At 63.7% G+C, this 15,355-nt stretch carries 13 protein-coding genes and 1 tRNA gene; 7 read left to right on the top strand and 7 right to left on the bottom strand.

All coding sequences use genetic code 11. The features are described from left to right. The first annotated feature begins 49 nt into the window (after nt 1–49). The 4 genes from FE851_RS08860 (at nt 50) to FE851_RS08875 (ending at nt 3,955) form a co-directional block, all read left to right on the top strand. Nucleotides 50–817, top strand: coding sequence for a hypothetical protein (locus tag FE851_RS08860; RefSeq protein ID WP_261370883.1), 768 nt, complete (start codon nt 50–52; stop codon nt 815–817). A gap of 57 nt (nt 818–874) precedes the next feature. Next, the gene (locus tag FE851_RS08865; protein ID WP_145201733.1) at nt 875–1,789 is read left to right on the top strand and encodes a sulfite exporter TauE/SafE family protein; all 915 of its coding nucleotides are present in this window, start codon (nt 875–877) and stop codon (nt 1,787–1,789) included. Further along, nucleotides 1,789–2,547, top strand: a complete 759-nt coding sequence (locus FE851_RS08870) for a TIGR02186 family protein (RefSeq protein ID WP_145201736.1) — start codon at nt 1,789–1,791, stop codon at nt 2,545–2,547. Before FE851_RS08865 ends, FE851_RS08870 begins: the two co-directional genes overlap by 1 nt. Nucleotides 2,548–2,638: 91 nt before the next feature. Further along, a complete protein-coding gene (locus FE851_RS08875) occupies nt 2,639–3,955 on the top strand; it encodes a DUF3422 domain-containing protein (protein ID WP_145201739.1) in 1,317 nt (438 codons plus the stop codon). A gap of 11 nt (nt 3,956–3,966) precedes the next feature. Here FE851_RS08875 and FE851_RS08880 read toward each other — a convergent pair whose 3' ends face one another. The 6 genes from FE851_RS08880 to FE851_RS08905 all read right to left on the bottom strand — a co-directional run bounded on the left by FE851_RS08880 (nt 3,967) and on the right by FE851_RS08905 (nt 9,778). Further along, on the bottom strand, nt 3,967–4,953 hold the full coding sequence (locus FE851_RS08880) for a threonine/serine dehydratase (RefSeq protein WP_145201742.1): 987 nt from the start codon (nt 4,951–4,953) through the stop codon (nt 3,967–3,969). A gap of 137 nt (nt 4,954–5,090) precedes the next feature. Then, nucleotides 5,091–5,166: transfer RNA gene (locus FE851_RS08885), tRNA-Ala, on the bottom strand. 84 nt (nt 5,167–5,250) lie between these two features. Then, nucleotides 5,251–5,754: a MaoC family dehydratase gene (locus tag FE851_RS08890; protein WP_409994499.1), complete on the bottom strand. Its 504-nt coding sequence runs from the start codon at nt 5,752–5,754 to the stop codon at nt 5,251–5,253. 90 nt (nt 5,755–5,844) lie between these two features. Beyond that, nucleotides 5,845–7,689 (bottom strand): acetyl/propionyl/methylcrotonyl-CoA carboxylase subunit alpha, encoded by a 1,845-nt coding sequence (locus FE851_RS08895; RefSeq protein ID WP_145201745.1) that lies wholly within the window; start codon nt 7,687–7,689, stop codon nt 5,845–5,847. Continuing rightward, nucleotides 7,686–8,075: an endonuclease domain-containing protein gene (locus FE851_RS08900; protein ID WP_145201748.1), complete on the bottom strand. Its 390-nt coding sequence runs from the start codon at nt 8,073–8,075 to the stop codon at nt 7,686–7,688. The genes FE851_RS08895 and FE851_RS08900 overlap by 4 nt, the downstream gene beginning before the upstream one ends. A gap of 101 nt (nt 8,076–8,176) precedes the next feature. Further along, nucleotides 8,177–9,778: a carboxyl transferase domain-containing protein gene (locus FE851_RS08905; RefSeq protein ID WP_145201751.1), complete on the bottom strand. Its 1,602-nt coding sequence runs from the start codon at nt 9,776–9,778 to the stop codon at nt 8,177–8,179. A 63-nt stretch (nt 9,779–9,841) separates the two neighbouring features. Between FE851_RS08905 and FE851_RS08910 the strand changes: the two genes are divergently transcribed. Next, nucleotides 9,842–10,180, top strand: coding sequence for a DMT family protein (locus FE851_RS08910; RefSeq protein ID WP_017182566.1), 339 nt, complete (start codon nt 9,842–9,844; stop codon nt 10,178–10,180). Between the two features lie 65 nt (nt 10,181–10,245). Here the strand turns inward: FE851_RS08910 and FE851_RS08915 are convergent, their stop codons facing one another. Next, nucleotides 10,246–11,391, bottom strand: coding sequence for an isovaleryl-CoA dehydrogenase (locus FE851_RS08915; protein ID WP_145201754.1), 1,146 nt, complete (start codon nt 11,389–11,391; stop codon nt 10,246–10,248). 86 nt (nt 11,392–11,477) lie between these two features. Between FE851_RS08915 and FE851_RS08920 the strand changes: the two genes are divergently transcribed. Both FE851_RS08920 and FE851_RS08925 read left to right on the top strand, forming a co-directional pair. Continuing rightward, nucleotides 11,478–12,368, top strand: a complete 891-nt coding sequence (locus FE851_RS08920) for a LysR family transcriptional regulator (protein WP_145201757.1) — start codon at nt 11,478–11,480, stop codon at nt 12,366–12,368. Between the two features lie 86 nt (nt 12,369–12,454). Next, nucleotides 12,455–14,902, top strand: a complete 2,448-nt coding sequence (locus FE851_RS08925; RefSeq protein ID WP_130754466.1) for a TonB-dependent receptor — start codon at nt 12,455–12,457, stop codon at nt 14,900–14,902. The last annotated feature ends 453 nt before the right edge of the window (nt 14,903–15,355 follow it).

Raw genomic sequence — 15,355 nt, forward strand, 5'->3', positions numbered from 1 at the left:
TCTCCACTCAGCCGGTCCAGCCCCGACCCACGCGCACGTCCAAGACGCCATGCCGGTCGACCTGCTGAATTTCATCGCCTTTTCCATGGCCTTTGCCAACCGCCACTATGCGAGCGATTCGGATGCTAATTACGGCACTCCCTCCCCCGCGCCGCTGTTGCGCTCGGCGTCGACACGGCCGGATCGCTGGCATGGCAGCGCATGGATGCTGTGGCGGGACAATGGCACGTCACCGACCGATGCCGCCCTTGGTCGGCTGGGCGCGTCGCAGGCTGGCCTGCGCGTCGATTATGACCTGACCCCTTCCGCCCCGTTCCGCACCGTCGCCTATGCCCGCGCGACCAGTGCGCTCCAGCGCCCCGCTGCCCCGGAAGCGGCGATCGGCCTTTCGATCCAGCCCGCGCGCACCGTCCCTGTCAGCCTGGCCGTCGAACGCCGGATCGCGCTGGACAAGCGGGCGCGCAACGCGATGGCGATCATGGCCGTGGGCGGCTTTGGCCCCACACGGATCGGCGGCGGGCTGGAGGCGGAAGCCTATGCGCAGGCAGGCATGGTCGGGCTGAACCAGCGCGACGCTTTCATCGACGGCAAACTCTCACTGCTTGCCCCGATCGACACGACAAAGCTGCGAATCGGTGCGGCCCTGTCCGGCGGAGCGCAGCCGGGCGTCGAGCGGATCGACATTGGCCCGGAAATGCAGATCCGATTGCCTTTGCCCAACATCCCCGCCCGCATCGCGGTCGAATGGCGGGAACGCATTGCCGGTCGCGCCGCGCCCTCCTCCGGCCTTGCCATCACCCTGGCTGCGGATTTTTGACACTGGGCGCATCGCGCGCTTTCACTCGACACATTTTGCCACTACCCCGGTCGGGCCATGGATCTTTACCTGCCCATCGCCAATCTTTCGGTGAACGCGCTGGTCATTGTTGGCCTGGGCGGGATCGTAGGTCTGCTGTCGGGCATGTTCGGCGTCGGCGGCGGCTTTCTGACGACCCCGCTGCTCATCTTTTACGGCATCCCCCCCACCGTCGCCGCCGCATCCGCCGCATCGCAGGTGACCGGGGCCAGCGTATCGGGTGTTTTCACCCATATATCGCGCGGCACGGTCGATTTCCGCATGGGCGGCGTCCTGATCGCCGGCGGCGTGGTCGGCGCCGGGCTTGGCGTGCTGATCTTTCGCCTGCTGCAATATCTGGGGCAGATCGATACGGTCATCGGCATCCTCTATGTGCTGATGCTGGGCGGCATCGGCCTGTTGATGGCCAAGGAATCAATTCAGGCGCTGGTCGCGCTTAAGACCGGCAGGCGTCCGCAGGCGCGCAAGCGGCGGCACCACCCGCTCGTCGCGGCGCTGCCGATGCGCTGGCGCTTCTATCGCTCCGGCCTCTATATCTCGCCGCTCGCCCCGCTGCTGCTGGGGATGGCAACCGGCATCCTGACGATGCTGCTGGGCGTGGGCGGCGGTTTCATCCTTGTCCCAGCCATGCTCTATCTGCTGGGCATGACCACCCAGTCCGTGGTGGGCACATCGCTGTTCCAGATCCTGTTTGTCACCATGGCGACGACGATGATGCACGCAATGACGACCAAGGCCGTCGATCTGGTGCTGGCGATGCTGCTGCTGATCGGCAGCGTCACGGGCGCGCAGGTCGGCACGCGGCTGTCGATGACGATCCGGCCCGAATATCTGCGCGTGTTGCTGGCGCTGATCGTGTTGCTGGTGGCTGCGCGCATGGCGCTGGGGCTGGGCTGGCGGCCCGATGAAATCTTCACGATAGAGTTGAACTGATGCGGCCGCGTGACCTTTGGCGGCTGGCGCCGGTCCTGTTACTGGGCGCGGCCACTGCGCCGCAACTGGTGCCGGATGTGTCGCAGCGCGACATCGAGATCCAGTATAGTTTCACCGGCGCTGACCTGCTGCTGTTCGGCGCGATCGTCTATCCCGATGGCAACCGCCCGGAAAAGCCCGCCGATATCGTCGTGGTGCTAAAAGGGCCGGAACAGTCGATCACCATGCGCGAAAAGCAGAAGGTGGCCGGCATCTGGGTCAATGCCGATCGCGCCAGCTTCCGGTCAGCGCCCAGTTTCTACGCGATGGCATCGTCCCGCCCGATCGACCGCATCGTCGACGAACGCACCGCCGCGATATATGAACTGGGCGTCGACAAGCTGCAATTGTCGCCATCTTCGCTCAACGACAGCGCGGAAATCAGCCGGTTCCAGGAAGGGCTGGTCGATCTGCGCGAACGATCCGGCCTGTTCGTCGAACGCCCCGGCACGGTCGAAATCAGTGACGGCGTGCTGTACCGGGCGCGCCTGCCGCTATCGGCCCGCGTGATCGTGGGCGATTATACCGCGGAGACTTTTCTGGTGCAGGACGGGCGCGTGGTTGCCGCCGCCGTCCGCGACATTACCGTGCGCAAATCCGGCTTTGAACAGTTCATGGCCGTTGCGGCGGAGAAATGGTCCTTCCTTTACGGACTGACCGCCATTGCGCTGGCAGTCGGCATGGGCTGGGCCGCGGGGGCCATCGCCCGGCGCGTCTGACGGCGCTGGCCATCGCCTCTCATCCTTTGGCATGATCCAATTGCGCGGGCGCCTTTTGTCAGACTAGAAGCCGATCAGGGGGAGCAAAAACATGACCGACGACGCGCCGCACCGGGACGATCCTTTCACGGCGCTTCAACTGCGCGATCATCCCCTGCGCGCGCCCCTGTCGCAGGAAATGCATGTGCGTACCATGCCCCGGCTGTCCGCCCCGGCCCGCCTGCTGCAATTCGTCCTGCTGGTGGATGAGGACGAAGCGCGCGAGAGCAGCGGGGCGCTGGCCGCGCTGCTCGCGGCCCATGGCGTCACCGCCGATACTGGCGACCGCTTCCTGACCTGCCGCCTTGGCATGCTCGAATTTTCCTGCGAACGTCACACCGAATTCATGACGTACAGCTTTATCGCGGACGGCGATGGCGACCCTTTCGACCTGACGCCCTTTGCCGCAACGGCGCAGTGGATCGCTGGCCTGCCGGGGCGGATCATCCGATCGACCCAGATCGCGCTGGTCAGGACGCCCCCGTCCGACGCCATGATCGCCAGCCATTTTGCGACCGATGACCTCATCATTTCCGACGTGGCGCAGGGCCGCGCCCGCATCTGGAGCGACTTTCGCCTGCACGCCAATGGCTTTGGTCGCCTGTTGATCCGCGACAACGGGCTGGCCGGTGCGGAGCCATCGCAGTTGATTCAGCGGCTTCAGGAACTGGGCAATTATCGCAAGATGGCGCTGCTGGGCCTGCCCGAAGCGCAGCGGGCGACGCCGGTCGTCACCGCGCTGGAGCAGCGGCTGACCAATATCACGGCGCGCGTCGCGGAAAAGGACGCGGACGCCGACAGCGTGCTGGCGCAACTGTCCGCGCTCAGCGCCGAACTGGCGCAGATCGTCGCCCACACCCGTTATCGCATGAGCGCGACGCACGCCTATGCCGAACTCTGCTTCGACCGCATCCGGCGGCTCGATATGGCGACGGTACGCGGGTTCCGATCGCTCGACGATTTTACCGAACGGCGGCTGCTCCCGGCGATGCGTACCTGCGACGCCTTCACCCGGCGGCTGGAGGACCTGTCGCAACGCACCGCCTGGACCAGCGCCATGCTTCGTACGCGCGTGGACACCGCGCTGGCGCGGCGCAATCGCGATTTGCTGGCGTCGATGGACCGGCGCACCGGCCTGCAACTGCGCTTGCAGCATACGGTCGAGGGACTGTCGGTCGTCGCGATCAGCTATTATGCGCTGGGCCTGTGGCATCATCTTGAAGCAGCGCTGGAACGCCAGGGCGCGCATCTGCCCGGCTGGATCGACATCGCGCTGTTGCCGGCCACATTGGTGACAGTATGGCTGGGCGTCCGGCAGATCAGGAAGGTGAAGCGTCCGCCCGCGCGTGGCGAGGCTGCACCGCACTGACAATCCTTCGATCATCCGGCGATAATCTCCGCAAACATGGCCGGATCGACATTGCTGCCCGACATGACGACAACGCTCGCACCGTCGCATGGCGGTGCGAGGCCCGCGAGCATCGCCGCCAGCGCCACCGCGCCACCCGGTTCGACCACCAGCTTGAGCGTCGAAAAGGCAAAGCGCATCGCATCACGCACCTGATCGTCGCTGACGGTCAGCCCAGCGGTCACCAGCGCCCGCATGATCGGCAGGGTCAATGCACCGGGGCTGGGCGAGAGCAAGGCGTCGCATATGGAGCGCGCACCGGGCCCGACCTGTTCGCGCATGCCGCTGATCAGCGACCGGGCGGTATCGTCAAAATCGCTCGGCTCGACGCTGTAGATGGCGGTGGCAGGCGACTGCGCCTTCACGGCGGTCGCGATCCCGGCGGTCAGCCCACCACCGCCGCAACACACCAATATCTGGTCGACCGAAGCGCCCGCAGCATCCGCCTGCGCCAATATTTCCAGTCCGGCTGTCCCCTGCCCTGCGATGATATGGGGATCATCGAAGGACGGCACGATCGTCGCGCCCCGATCATTTGCCAGTTGCGTCGCTATCGCTTCGCGGCTCTCGCGATGGCGGTCATAGGTCACGACGTCTGCGCCCAGCGCGCGGGTATTGGCCAGCTTGATCGCGGGCGCGTCCACGGGCATCACGATGGTCGCGGGGATGCCGAGCAACCGGGCGGCGGCGGCCACGCCCTGGGCATGATTGCCCGACGACCAGGCAACGACGCCAGCGGCACGTTCTACCGCATTCAGCCGGGCCAGCCGGTTATAGGCCCCGCGAAATTTGAACGATCCGGTATGCTGTGCGCCCTCGAACTTCAGGAAAACCCGGCGGCCAGCCAATGCGTTGAGTGCCGCATTTTCAAGCAAGGGCGTGACGATGGCGGCGGGCGCGATGATGCGGGCGGCATCGGTAACGTCATGGGCGGTGATGGCGAAAGGTGCATTGGACATGGACTGATCCCCCTATTGCTGCCGATCTAGTGCGGCAGGGCCGACCGGAGAAGGGCCATTGCCGCCAGACTGGAGCCGGGGACCAACGGGAAAAGCCGGACTTCGCTGCTGCGCGAAATCCGGCTTTTCGGGAATATTGGTGGAGCCTAGCGGGATCGAACCGCTGACCTCGTCATTGCGAACGACGCGCTCTCCCAGCTGAGCTAAGGCCCCGATGTGCGCGGCTATAGGCGAGGGAAATCGGGCTGGCAACGGTCTTTTGCGCAAAATATTGGCCATGACCCGCCCGATCATCACTCAGGCCGTCGCCTTCCTGAGCAGCGCCATGCGCAGGCATTGGCAGGTGATTTCGTCGCGCTGGTTGATCAGACGATGGGTGAAAGTGACGATTCCCGCGTCCGGGCGGGACCGGCTTTCCTTCAGGTCCGTGACTTCGGATTCGCAGCGCATGGTGTCGCCGATGAATACCGGCTTTGGCATGACCAGCTTGTCATAGCCCAGGTTCGCGACCAGCGTACCCAGCGTCGTATCGCCCACCGACAGCCCGATCATCAGCGCGAAGGTGAAGGTGCCGTTGACGAGAATCTGGCCAAATTCCGAGGCTTTGGCCGCTTCCGCGTCGAGGTGGAGCGGCTGGGGATTATGGGTCATCGTCGTGAAGAGGAGATTGTCCGTCTCCGTCACGGTACGGCGGATGTCATGAGCGATATTGTCGCCGATGGTCCACTGGTCGAAATAGCGTCCGGCCATTTTTGTCCCCTTTTTGGGTCTAACTCTTCGATCTTCGCCCGTATGAGCGATGGGATTTAATCGAAAGTTTAGCGATTACAGTTGGTTATAGCAGATGGAAGTTCGGTAGGACATACGGCCTGGGAAGGCGTGATGCGCGCCTTACCCTTCCGCCTTCTCGATCTTTGCCAGCAGCACACCTTCGCTCACCTGCCCGCCTTCGCTGGCGTTGAGTTCGGCGACCGTGCCGTCGAAGGGGGCGATGAGGCTGTGTTCCATCTTCATGGCTTCCAGCATCAGCAGTTTCTGGCCCTTGACCACTGCGTCACCCGCCGCGACCGACACGGAAATGATGCGGCCCGGCATCGGGGAGAGGATCGCGCCGTCGGAGGCGCTGCCGCCTGCCCCGCCGCTCGCGCGCCACGGGGCCAGTCGCCAGACCTGACCGGCCTGAGCGATCAGGACATCCTCGTGAACGGGATCGCCCTCCCCACCGCGCGGGTCGAAACCTATGGTCACCATTTCGCCGTCCAGCAGAAAGGGTGCCTCTGCCCGCACCGGCGCGTTGAGGCGGAAACCCGCCAACATGCCGCCCTGTGTCAACGCGGCGGCAGCATCGGCCAATGCGTCGGCATCAGGATGATGGGGTGGCATCAGCGCATCGCCTTCGCGTGCGATCAGCCCGGTATCGAGCCGCGCGGCAATGAAATCGGGATGGTACAGCGCCTTGACCAGGAAACCGGCATTGGTCTTGAGCGGCCAGATCGCCGTATCGTCCAGCGCCGTGGCCAGGGCTTCGCGGGCGTCGTTGCGGCTGGAGCCATGGGCGATGACCTTCGCGATCATCGGATCGTAAAAGGGCGAAATCTCCGCCCCCTGCTCTACGCCGGTATCGACGCGGCAACCTTCACCTATCTCGAACGTGTCGAGGCGACCGATAGAGGGCAGGAAGCCCTTGATCGGATCCTCCGCATAAAGCCGCGCTTCCATGGCGTGGCCATTGATGCTGAGCTGGTCCTGCGCCAGCGGCAGCGGTTCGCCCGATGCCACGCGCAGTTGCCATTCGACCAGATCGACGCCGGTGATCTCCTCGGTCACGGGATGTTCGACCTGAAGCCGGGTGTTCATTTCCATGAACCAGATGCGGTCGGCGCGCAGCCCTTCCGATCCGTCGGCGATGAATTCGATCGTGCCTGCGCCGACATAGTCGACCGCCTTGGCGGCGCGGACGGCGGCTTGGCAGATGGCTTCGCGGGTAGCGGCGTCCATGCCCGGTGCGGGTGCTTCCTCGATCACCTTCTGGTGGCGGCGCTGGAGCGAGCAGTCGCGTTCGAACAGGTGGACGACATTGCCGTGCGTGTCGCCGAACACCTGCACCTCGATATGGCGCGGGTTGGTGACCCATTTTTCGAGCAGGACATGGTCGTTGCCGAAGCTGGACGCCGCCTCCCGCTGGCAGGAGGCGAGCGCGTCGGCGAAATCGGCGGGACTGTCGACCTTGCGCATCCCCTTGCCACCGCCGCCCGCGACGGCCTTTATGAGGATGGGGTAGCCGATGGCGTCGGCCTGCGCGGCCAGATGAGCGGGCGACTGGTCCGCGCCCAGATAGCCGGGCGTGGTGGGGACGCCGGCGTCCTGCATCAATTGCTTGGCCGCGTCCTTGAGGCCCATGGCGGTGATGGAGGACGGGTTGGGGCCGACCCAGATCAGCCCCGCGTCGATGACAGCCTGCGCAAATTCGGCATTTTCGGACAGGAAGCCGTAGCCGGGGTGGATCGCCTGCGCGCCGGTCTGGAGCGCGGCGGCGATGATCCGGTCACCCAGCAGATAGGATTCGCGCACCGGGGCCGGGCCGATATGGACGGCTTCATCGGCGGAGCGGACGTGGAGGGCTTGCGCGTCGGCGTCAGAATAGACGGCGACCGTGCGGATGCCCATCGCGCGTGCGGTGCGGATGATACGGCAGGCGATTTCGCCGCGATTGGCGATGAGGAGGGATTGGATCATGGCAGGCGTCCTTCTACCTCCCCGAAACGGGGAGGGGGACCAGCCGAAGGCTGGTGGAGGGGTTGGCGCTCACGGCAGGCGGAGACAATGGCGATGACGACCATGTCGACCGATTGCAGCACTTCTCTCGCGGGAATGCGAATTGTGTCGAACCCGCGCCCGCGCATATGAGCATCGCGGACGGAGTCGCTTTCCGGTTGATCGCCGCGATTATGAACTTCGCCGTCGATTTCGATGGCAAGCCGTGCGGACAGGCAGGCGAAATCCAGAATGTATGGGCCGATCGGGTGTTGGAGGCGGAACTTGAAGCCGCCGGGGCGCTGGCGCAACGCGCGCCACAATATCACCTCAGGAAGATTGCCGGAGCGTCGTTCGCGCCTTGCCATCCTGATCGTCGCGGAGGTGGTGTTGAATGCCCCTCCACCACCCTTCGGGCGGTCCCCCTCCCCGTTCCGGGGAGGTATGGCGTTGTCCTGCCCCACCCCCATCACATCCGGAACAGGCCGAATTGCGCCCTCTCAGCCACCGGCGCGTTTAGCGTCGCGGCGAAGGCCAGGCCCAGTACGTCGCGGGTTTGTGCGGGGTCGATAATGCCATCGTCCCACAGCCGCGCGGTGGCGTAGTAGGGATTGCCTTCCTCTTCATATTTCTGGCGGACCGGCGCCTTGAAGGCTTCGGCGTCTTCCGGCGACCATTTGCCTGCGTCGCGGTGGACGGTGGCGAGGACGGATGCGGCCTGTTCGCCGCCCATCACGCTGATGCGGGCATTGGGCCAGGTGAAGAGGAAACGGGGCTGATAGGCCCGGCCGCACATGCCGTAATTGCCCGCGCCAAAACTGCCGCCGATCAGGACGGTGATTTTGGGCACCTGCGCGGTGGCGACGGCGGTGACGAGTTTCGCGCCATGTTTGGCGATCCCTTCCGCCTCATATTTGCCGCCGACCATGAAGCCGGAAATATTCTGAAGGAAGAGCAAGGGTATCCGTCGCTGGCAGGCGAGTTCGATGAAATGCGCGCCCTTTTGCGCGCTTTCGCTGAACAGGACGCCGTTATTGGCGAGGATGGCGACGGGCATGCCCCAGATATGGGCGAAACCACAGACGAGCGTGGTGCCGTAGAGCGGCTTGAATTCATGAAATTCGGAGGCGTCGACGATGCGGGCGATGACTTCGCGTACATCATAGGGCGCGCGAACATCATCGGGAATGATGCCGTAAAGATCGCTCGCGTCATATTTGGGCGGGCGGGGTTCGCGCAGATTGAGGTCCGGCTTGCGGTCGGGTTGCAGGGTCGAAACAATGTCGCGGACGATGGTGAGCGCATGATCGTCATTGTCGGCAACATGATCGACCACGCCCGATTTGCGACCGTGCAAATCACCACCACCCAGATCTTCCGCAGAGATGACTTCGCCGGTCGCCGCCTGCACCAGCGGCGGCCCTGCCAGGAAGATCGTGCCCTGGTTGCGGACGATGACGGTTTCGTCGGACATGGCGGGGACATAAGCGCCGCCCGCCGTACAACTGCCCATGACGCAGGCGATCTGGGGTATGCCCTGCGCCGACAGGTTGGCCTGGTTATAGAAGATGCGGCCGAAATGGTCGCGATCGGGGAATACCTCCGCCTGATTGGGCAGGTTCGCGCCGCCGCTGTCGACCAGATAGATGCAGGGCAGCCGGTTTTCGAGCGCGATTTCCTGCGCACGCAGATGCTTCTTCACGGTGACGGGATAATAGGTGCCGCCCTTTACCGTGGCGTCGTTGCAGCCGATCATGACCTGTCGACCGGCGACACGGCCAATGCCTGCGATCAGGCCCGCGCCGGGGACATCATCGCCATAGAGGCCGTTGGCGGCCAGCTGGCCGATTTCCAGGAAGGGCGAACCGGGATCGAGCAGCCGCTCGACGCGGTCGCGGGGGAGGAGTTTGCCGCGCGCTGTGTGCTTGTCGCGGGCGCTGGCGGAGCCTCCCGCGGCTGCGGCGGCGACTTTGGCCCGCAATTCCTCGGCCAGAGCGCGATTGTGCGCGGCGTTGTTGCGGAAGGCTTCGCTGTCGGGGAACAATTTGGTGTCGAGGACCGGCGCGCTCATGCCCTTGCGCTCCCGCGCCCGGTGGTGGCAGTGCGGTTCCCCCTGCCCTGTTCGAGGCCGTTCATGCCCACCATCGCTCTCCTTGTCATTTCAAACCTCTTCATGACCGTCGCCTGGTATTGGCACCTGAAAGGCGGAATGACCAAGCCGCTCGTTGTGGTCATCCTGATCAGCTGGGGCATCGCGCTGGTCGAATATTGTTTTGCGGTCCCTGCCAATCGCATCGGATTTGCCCATGGCTGGTCCGCAGGGCAGCTCAAGATCGCGCAGGAGGCGATCGCGCTGCTGATCTTCGGCGGGTTCATGGTGACGGTGCTGGGCGAACCGCTGCACTGGCGCCATTTCGCCGCCTTCGCCTGCATCATGGCGGGGGTCGCGTTCCTGTTCGTGGGCAAGAACTGATCCGTCAAACCAACCTCCGTTCGCTTCGAGCGGACGAGGGTGTCACAGCATGACCCGACCATATTCTATGCCCCGACCAGCTCTCGCCCGATCAGCATGCGGCGGATTTCATTGGTGCCTGCGCCAATGTCGAGCAGCTTGGCGTCACGCATGAAGCGTTCAACCGGCCAGTCCTTCGTATAGCCCGCGCCGCCCAGCGCCTGCACCGCTTCAAGCGCGACCTTCACGGCATTTTCGCTGGCCAGCAGGATCGCGCCCGCCGCGTCGTAGCGGGTGGTGCGGCCTGCGTCGCACGCTTTGGCGACGGCATAGACATAGGCGCGGGCGCTGTTGAGGGCGACATACATGTCGGCGATCTTGGCCTGCATCAGCTGGAACGCGCCGATCGGCTTGCCGAACTGCTGGCGTTCGCGGACATAGGGCAGCACGACGTCGAGGCAGGCCTGCATGACGCCAAGCTGGATGCCCGCAAGCACGGTGCGTTCATAGTCCAGCCCCGACATCAACACGCCAGCCCCCCCGTTGAGCGGGCCCATGATATTCTCTTCGGGCACTTCGCAATCGTCGAACACCAGTTCGGCTGTGGGCGATCCGCGCATGCCGACCTTGTCGATCTTTTGCCCGATCGAAAAGCCGGGCATGGATTTTTCGATGAGGAAGGTGGTGATCCCCTTCGTGCCGTCCCCGGTGCGGGCATAGACGACCAGCGTGTCGGCTTCGGCCGCGTTGGTGATCCAATATTTGGTGCCGTTCAAGACGTAGCGGTCGCCCTTTTTGTCGGCGCGCAGCTTCATCGCCATGACGTCAGAACCGGCTCCCGCTTCCGACATGGCGAGCGAACCGACATGCTCGCCCGAAATAAGCCTGGGCAGGTAGCGCGCCCTCTGTTCGGCATTGCCCCAGCGACGGATCTGGTTGACGCAGAGGTTGGAGTGCGCGCCATAGCTCAGCCCTATGGACGCGGACGCGCGGGCAACTTCCTCCTGCGCGACGACATGCTCCAGATAGCCCAGGCCCAGGCCGCCATCGGCCTCTTCCACCGTAATGCCGTGCAGGCCCAGTTCGCCCATTTCCGGCCACAGCGCGCGCGGGAACCAGTCGTCTGCATCGATCCGGGCGGCCAGAGGGGCGATGCGGTCATTGGCGAAGCGGCGGCTGCTGTCGCGGATCATGTCCGCAGTCTCACCCAGGGCGAAATCGAAATCGGTCATTGGCGTCTCTCCATTACCCCTATCCTAGCGCCAGCATGCCCAAGAGAAAAATTGAAAGGACAGTGCTTAGTGTATAGTTACTGTCTATGATCGAACGCTATCTGCTGCGCTATTTCCTGGCCGTGGTCGACCAGGGCAATTTTTCCCGCGCGGCGGCGCATTGCCATGTGTCGCAGCCGACCCTGTCCGTGGGCATCGCGAAGCTGGAACAGACGGTCGGCGCGCCGCTGTTCCTGCGCAGCAACCAGCGGGTCGAACTGACCGAGGCAGGCGCGCGGCTACTGGGCCATGCACGGCGGATCGAGCGGGAATTCAACCTGGCCGAACAGGCGGGCGCGCGATCGACGCAGGGCGCGCCGCTGCGGATCGGCCTGTTGACCAGCATTCCCGGCGCCTTGGTGGCGCAGGCTGTGGCCGCTTGCAGCCCCGGCGACGCACAGGCGCTGGAACTGGTGCCAGGGACGGAGCGCGAACTGCTGGCGCGGCTGGATGCGGAGCGGATCGACGTTGCGCTGACGGTGGTGCGCGACGGGGCGGATCGTTATGCCGCGCGACCGATCATGCAGGAAGGCTATGGGCTGGCCCTGCCCTCCAGCCACAATCTGGCCGGCCGGGCGCGCGTCGCGGCGGAGGAACTGGCAGGCGAAGTGATGATCGTGCGGCGACATTGCGAGGCGCTGTCGGCCACCAGCCGCTATTTCGTCGATCGTGGCGTGCGTCCGCATTTCGCCTTTCGCGCGACCAACGACGAGCGAGTGATGCAGATGGTTGCGGCGGGCCTGGGCGTGACAGTCATGCCAATGGCCTATAGCTGGCCGGGCATGGTGCGCGCTGCGCTGGCCGATTTTGGCGCACGACGCACGATCGGCCTGTTGTTCAGCGCGCGCGCACAGGGGTTAAGCCAAGCGATGCCGCCCATCCTGACGGCGCTGGAAGCGATTGTTGCTGAAAAGCCACATTCCCCAAAAGACAGGTAATGGGGCCGATTGTATGACAATATCGACCATGCTAATTGTATTCCTGGGACACAAATCAACGATGTCCGGTTCCAGGGAGAGACGCTTTGAAGGCATCCATCAATGCACGTGCGATGTGCGCTTTGTTCGCATCGGTTTCCAGCATCGGGCTGATGCCCGTAGCGCAAGCGCAGACCGACGGCATGGACATCATCGTCACCGCGCAAAAGCGCAGCCAGTCCTTGCAGGATGTCAGCCTGGCCGTGTCGGCGGTCAGCGGCGATGCGCTCGCCAATGCCGGGGTAAACAATCTGCAGGACATCCAGCAGTTGGTGCCATCCGTCACCTTCGGCAATGATTTCAACCAGGCCAAGGTGTTCATTCGCGGCGTGGGGGCCAATACGTCCACCACCGGGTCCAGCACCGGCGTCGCGCTGCATGTCGATGGCGCCTATGTCGCGCGTGCAGAAGCGCAACTGACATCCTTGTTCGATCTGGAGCGGGTGGAAGTGCTGCGCGGCCCGCAGGGCAGTTTGTACGGCCGCAACGCGGTCGGCGGCTCGATCAACCTCATCACGGCCAAGCCGACCGCCGATTTCACCGGCTATGCCCGGATCGGCTATGGCAATTATAGCGCGATGATTGCCGAAGCCGCGGTCGGCGGCCCGATCATCGACGCGATTCGCTTCCGCCTGGCAGGCAAGGTCGAGGCGCGGGACGGATTTGGCGGAAATCCGTTCAAGGGCGGCAGCGATGTCGATGACCTGTTCCGCTATATGGTCCGCGGGCAGATCCAGTTGATCGCGTCGGACAAGGTCGATTTCCTGCTGTCGGGCGAATATTTCCGTCAGAACGACAATAGCGGCGCAGTGCATTATCGCGGCCCCGCCTTCCCCGGTGTCCCCCGGCTGGCCCCGACGGGCACGGGCGGCTTTGCAAGCAAACCGCGCGACCTGGGCAGCGACGAGCCGCCCTCGGTCAACACCAAAAGCTATTCGGTCACCGGCACGCTCAATATTGAGCTGAGCGATGCGTTGAGCATTGGCAACATCACCAATTATCGCGATTTCAAGACGCAACTGATCCAGGATCTCGACGGGTCGGCGCTGGTCGCCACCCTGCCCAACTCGACGTCGATCCAGACCCGCACCATCGACGCGCAGCAGTTCAGCAACGAACTGCAATTCAAATATGACAGCGCCATCGTGAAGGGCGTGGTCGGCCTTTATTATTTTCACGAACGGCAGCGCCCGCGCGATCAGGTGGGCCTGAGTTCGACCAACGATCTGGCGTCCAACATCACCGTGCTGGCGACGCGGCCGACCTTTGTCGACAATGTCGCAGCGCCCGTAGGTTCCGTGACGCTGGCCGAAGCGCTGGCCATGTGCAACTTCCCGGCCGGCACGTCGCCCAACCGCGTCTGCCTGAAATCCAGCCTTGGCACCCGCGCCTATGCCGCTTTCGGGCAGCTCAATTTCGACATGGGTGAGGCATTTGGGCTGAACGGCGTGTCGCTGAAGCTGGGCGGCCGCTACAGCCATGAAAAGGTCGACAGCGCCAACCCGTCGATCATCCTGACCGCCAATGGCAACCCCGCCGTGGCGCAGGTGCGCAAGACGACGGTTGAAGGCACCTATCGCGAAAAGACGTTCAAGGACTTCACCCCGGAAATCGGCCTGCAATGGCAACCCAATCGCGACCTGCTGCTCTATTACACCTATTCCGAAGGCTTCAAGGCCGGGTCGGGCGAAAATGCGGCGGGCAGCACCACGATCGTGCGCCCGGAAAAGATGAAGAACCACGAACTGGGGATAAAGGCGGAACTGCTCGACCGGCGCTTGCAGATCAATCTGGCCGCCTATCATTACAAGCTGGACGATTTGCAGATCAACAAGACGATCGGCGGCGGACCTGCCGGCTTTACCACCATCTTTGAAAATGCCGCCAAGACGTCGGCGACCGGCGTGGAAGCCGACATGATGGCCCGTCCGGTGGATGGCGTGCGCCTGCGCGGCTCCCTGTCCTACACCGACAGCAAATATGACGATTTCATCACGGTCGACCCGCTCAACCCCGTCAACGTCGCGCAGGCGGGGCAGCCCGCCTATAACCCCGTCACCAATCCCGATCCGACCGCCTTTGGCGCGCCGTGCGGCCCCGGTGCGCTCAACGCCAATGCGCCCTGCAACATCCAGCTGGCCGGCAATCCCACGCGCAATTCGCCCACATGGGCCTATAGCGCCGGGATAGAGGTCGACCTGCCGATCCTGACCGAAACCGGGACGATGACGCTGAGCGGCGATATGTCGGGCAAGAGCAATGTCTATTTCACCGAGTTCAAGCGACTGGTGGAGGGCACACGCGCCTATACGATGTTCGACGCATCATTGCGCTGGATCGACCGGACCGAAACGGTGACGGCGTCGCTGTGGATCAAGAATATCAACAACACGCTGCGCGAAAGCAGCACCTTTGCGATCTCCACCGGCCGCATCATCGGCGTCACCTATCTGCCGCCGCGCACCTATGGCATGACGCTGGGCTACAAATTCTGACGACGCCCCAACCCGCGCCGGTGCAAGATGCTCCGGCGCGGGTGAGCGTATGAAGCGGAAATTTCGGGAAAACCGGCAGTCGGGGCCGGGAAATGGTGCGCTTACAGGACTCGATATTGTCGCATATCATCTTGATATCTATCACATTCCCAGACATTCACTTTTGCAGGCCCCCAGCGAAGCCCCACCGCTCGATGGGAATTTTGTGCGCAGGTTCGAGTCCGCATCACGCAGATGTCCAACTCCTCCGAATCGTAAGACAATAATTTCCATGAAGAATTTGGAGGGATTCCACCGGAAATTGGGCTCGGCCTAATGCCCAAATTTCAGCGTCGAATTTCGCCTTCCATTTCCAACCCTGGCAACATTCCTTAAACTCTCTGCGACCAATTTTGCTACCCAAGCGCAGCCCGTCTGCGCTTCCGGCAGTTGTCGACCAATCCAAGTCATCTA

Origin of the sequence: Sphingobium sp. B2, from assembly GCF_007693735.1 — a bacterium.
In the GTDB taxonomy this organism is placed as follows: Bacteria; Pseudomonadota; Alphaproteobacteria; order Sphingomonadales; family Sphingomonadaceae; genus Sphingobium; species Sphingobium xenophagum.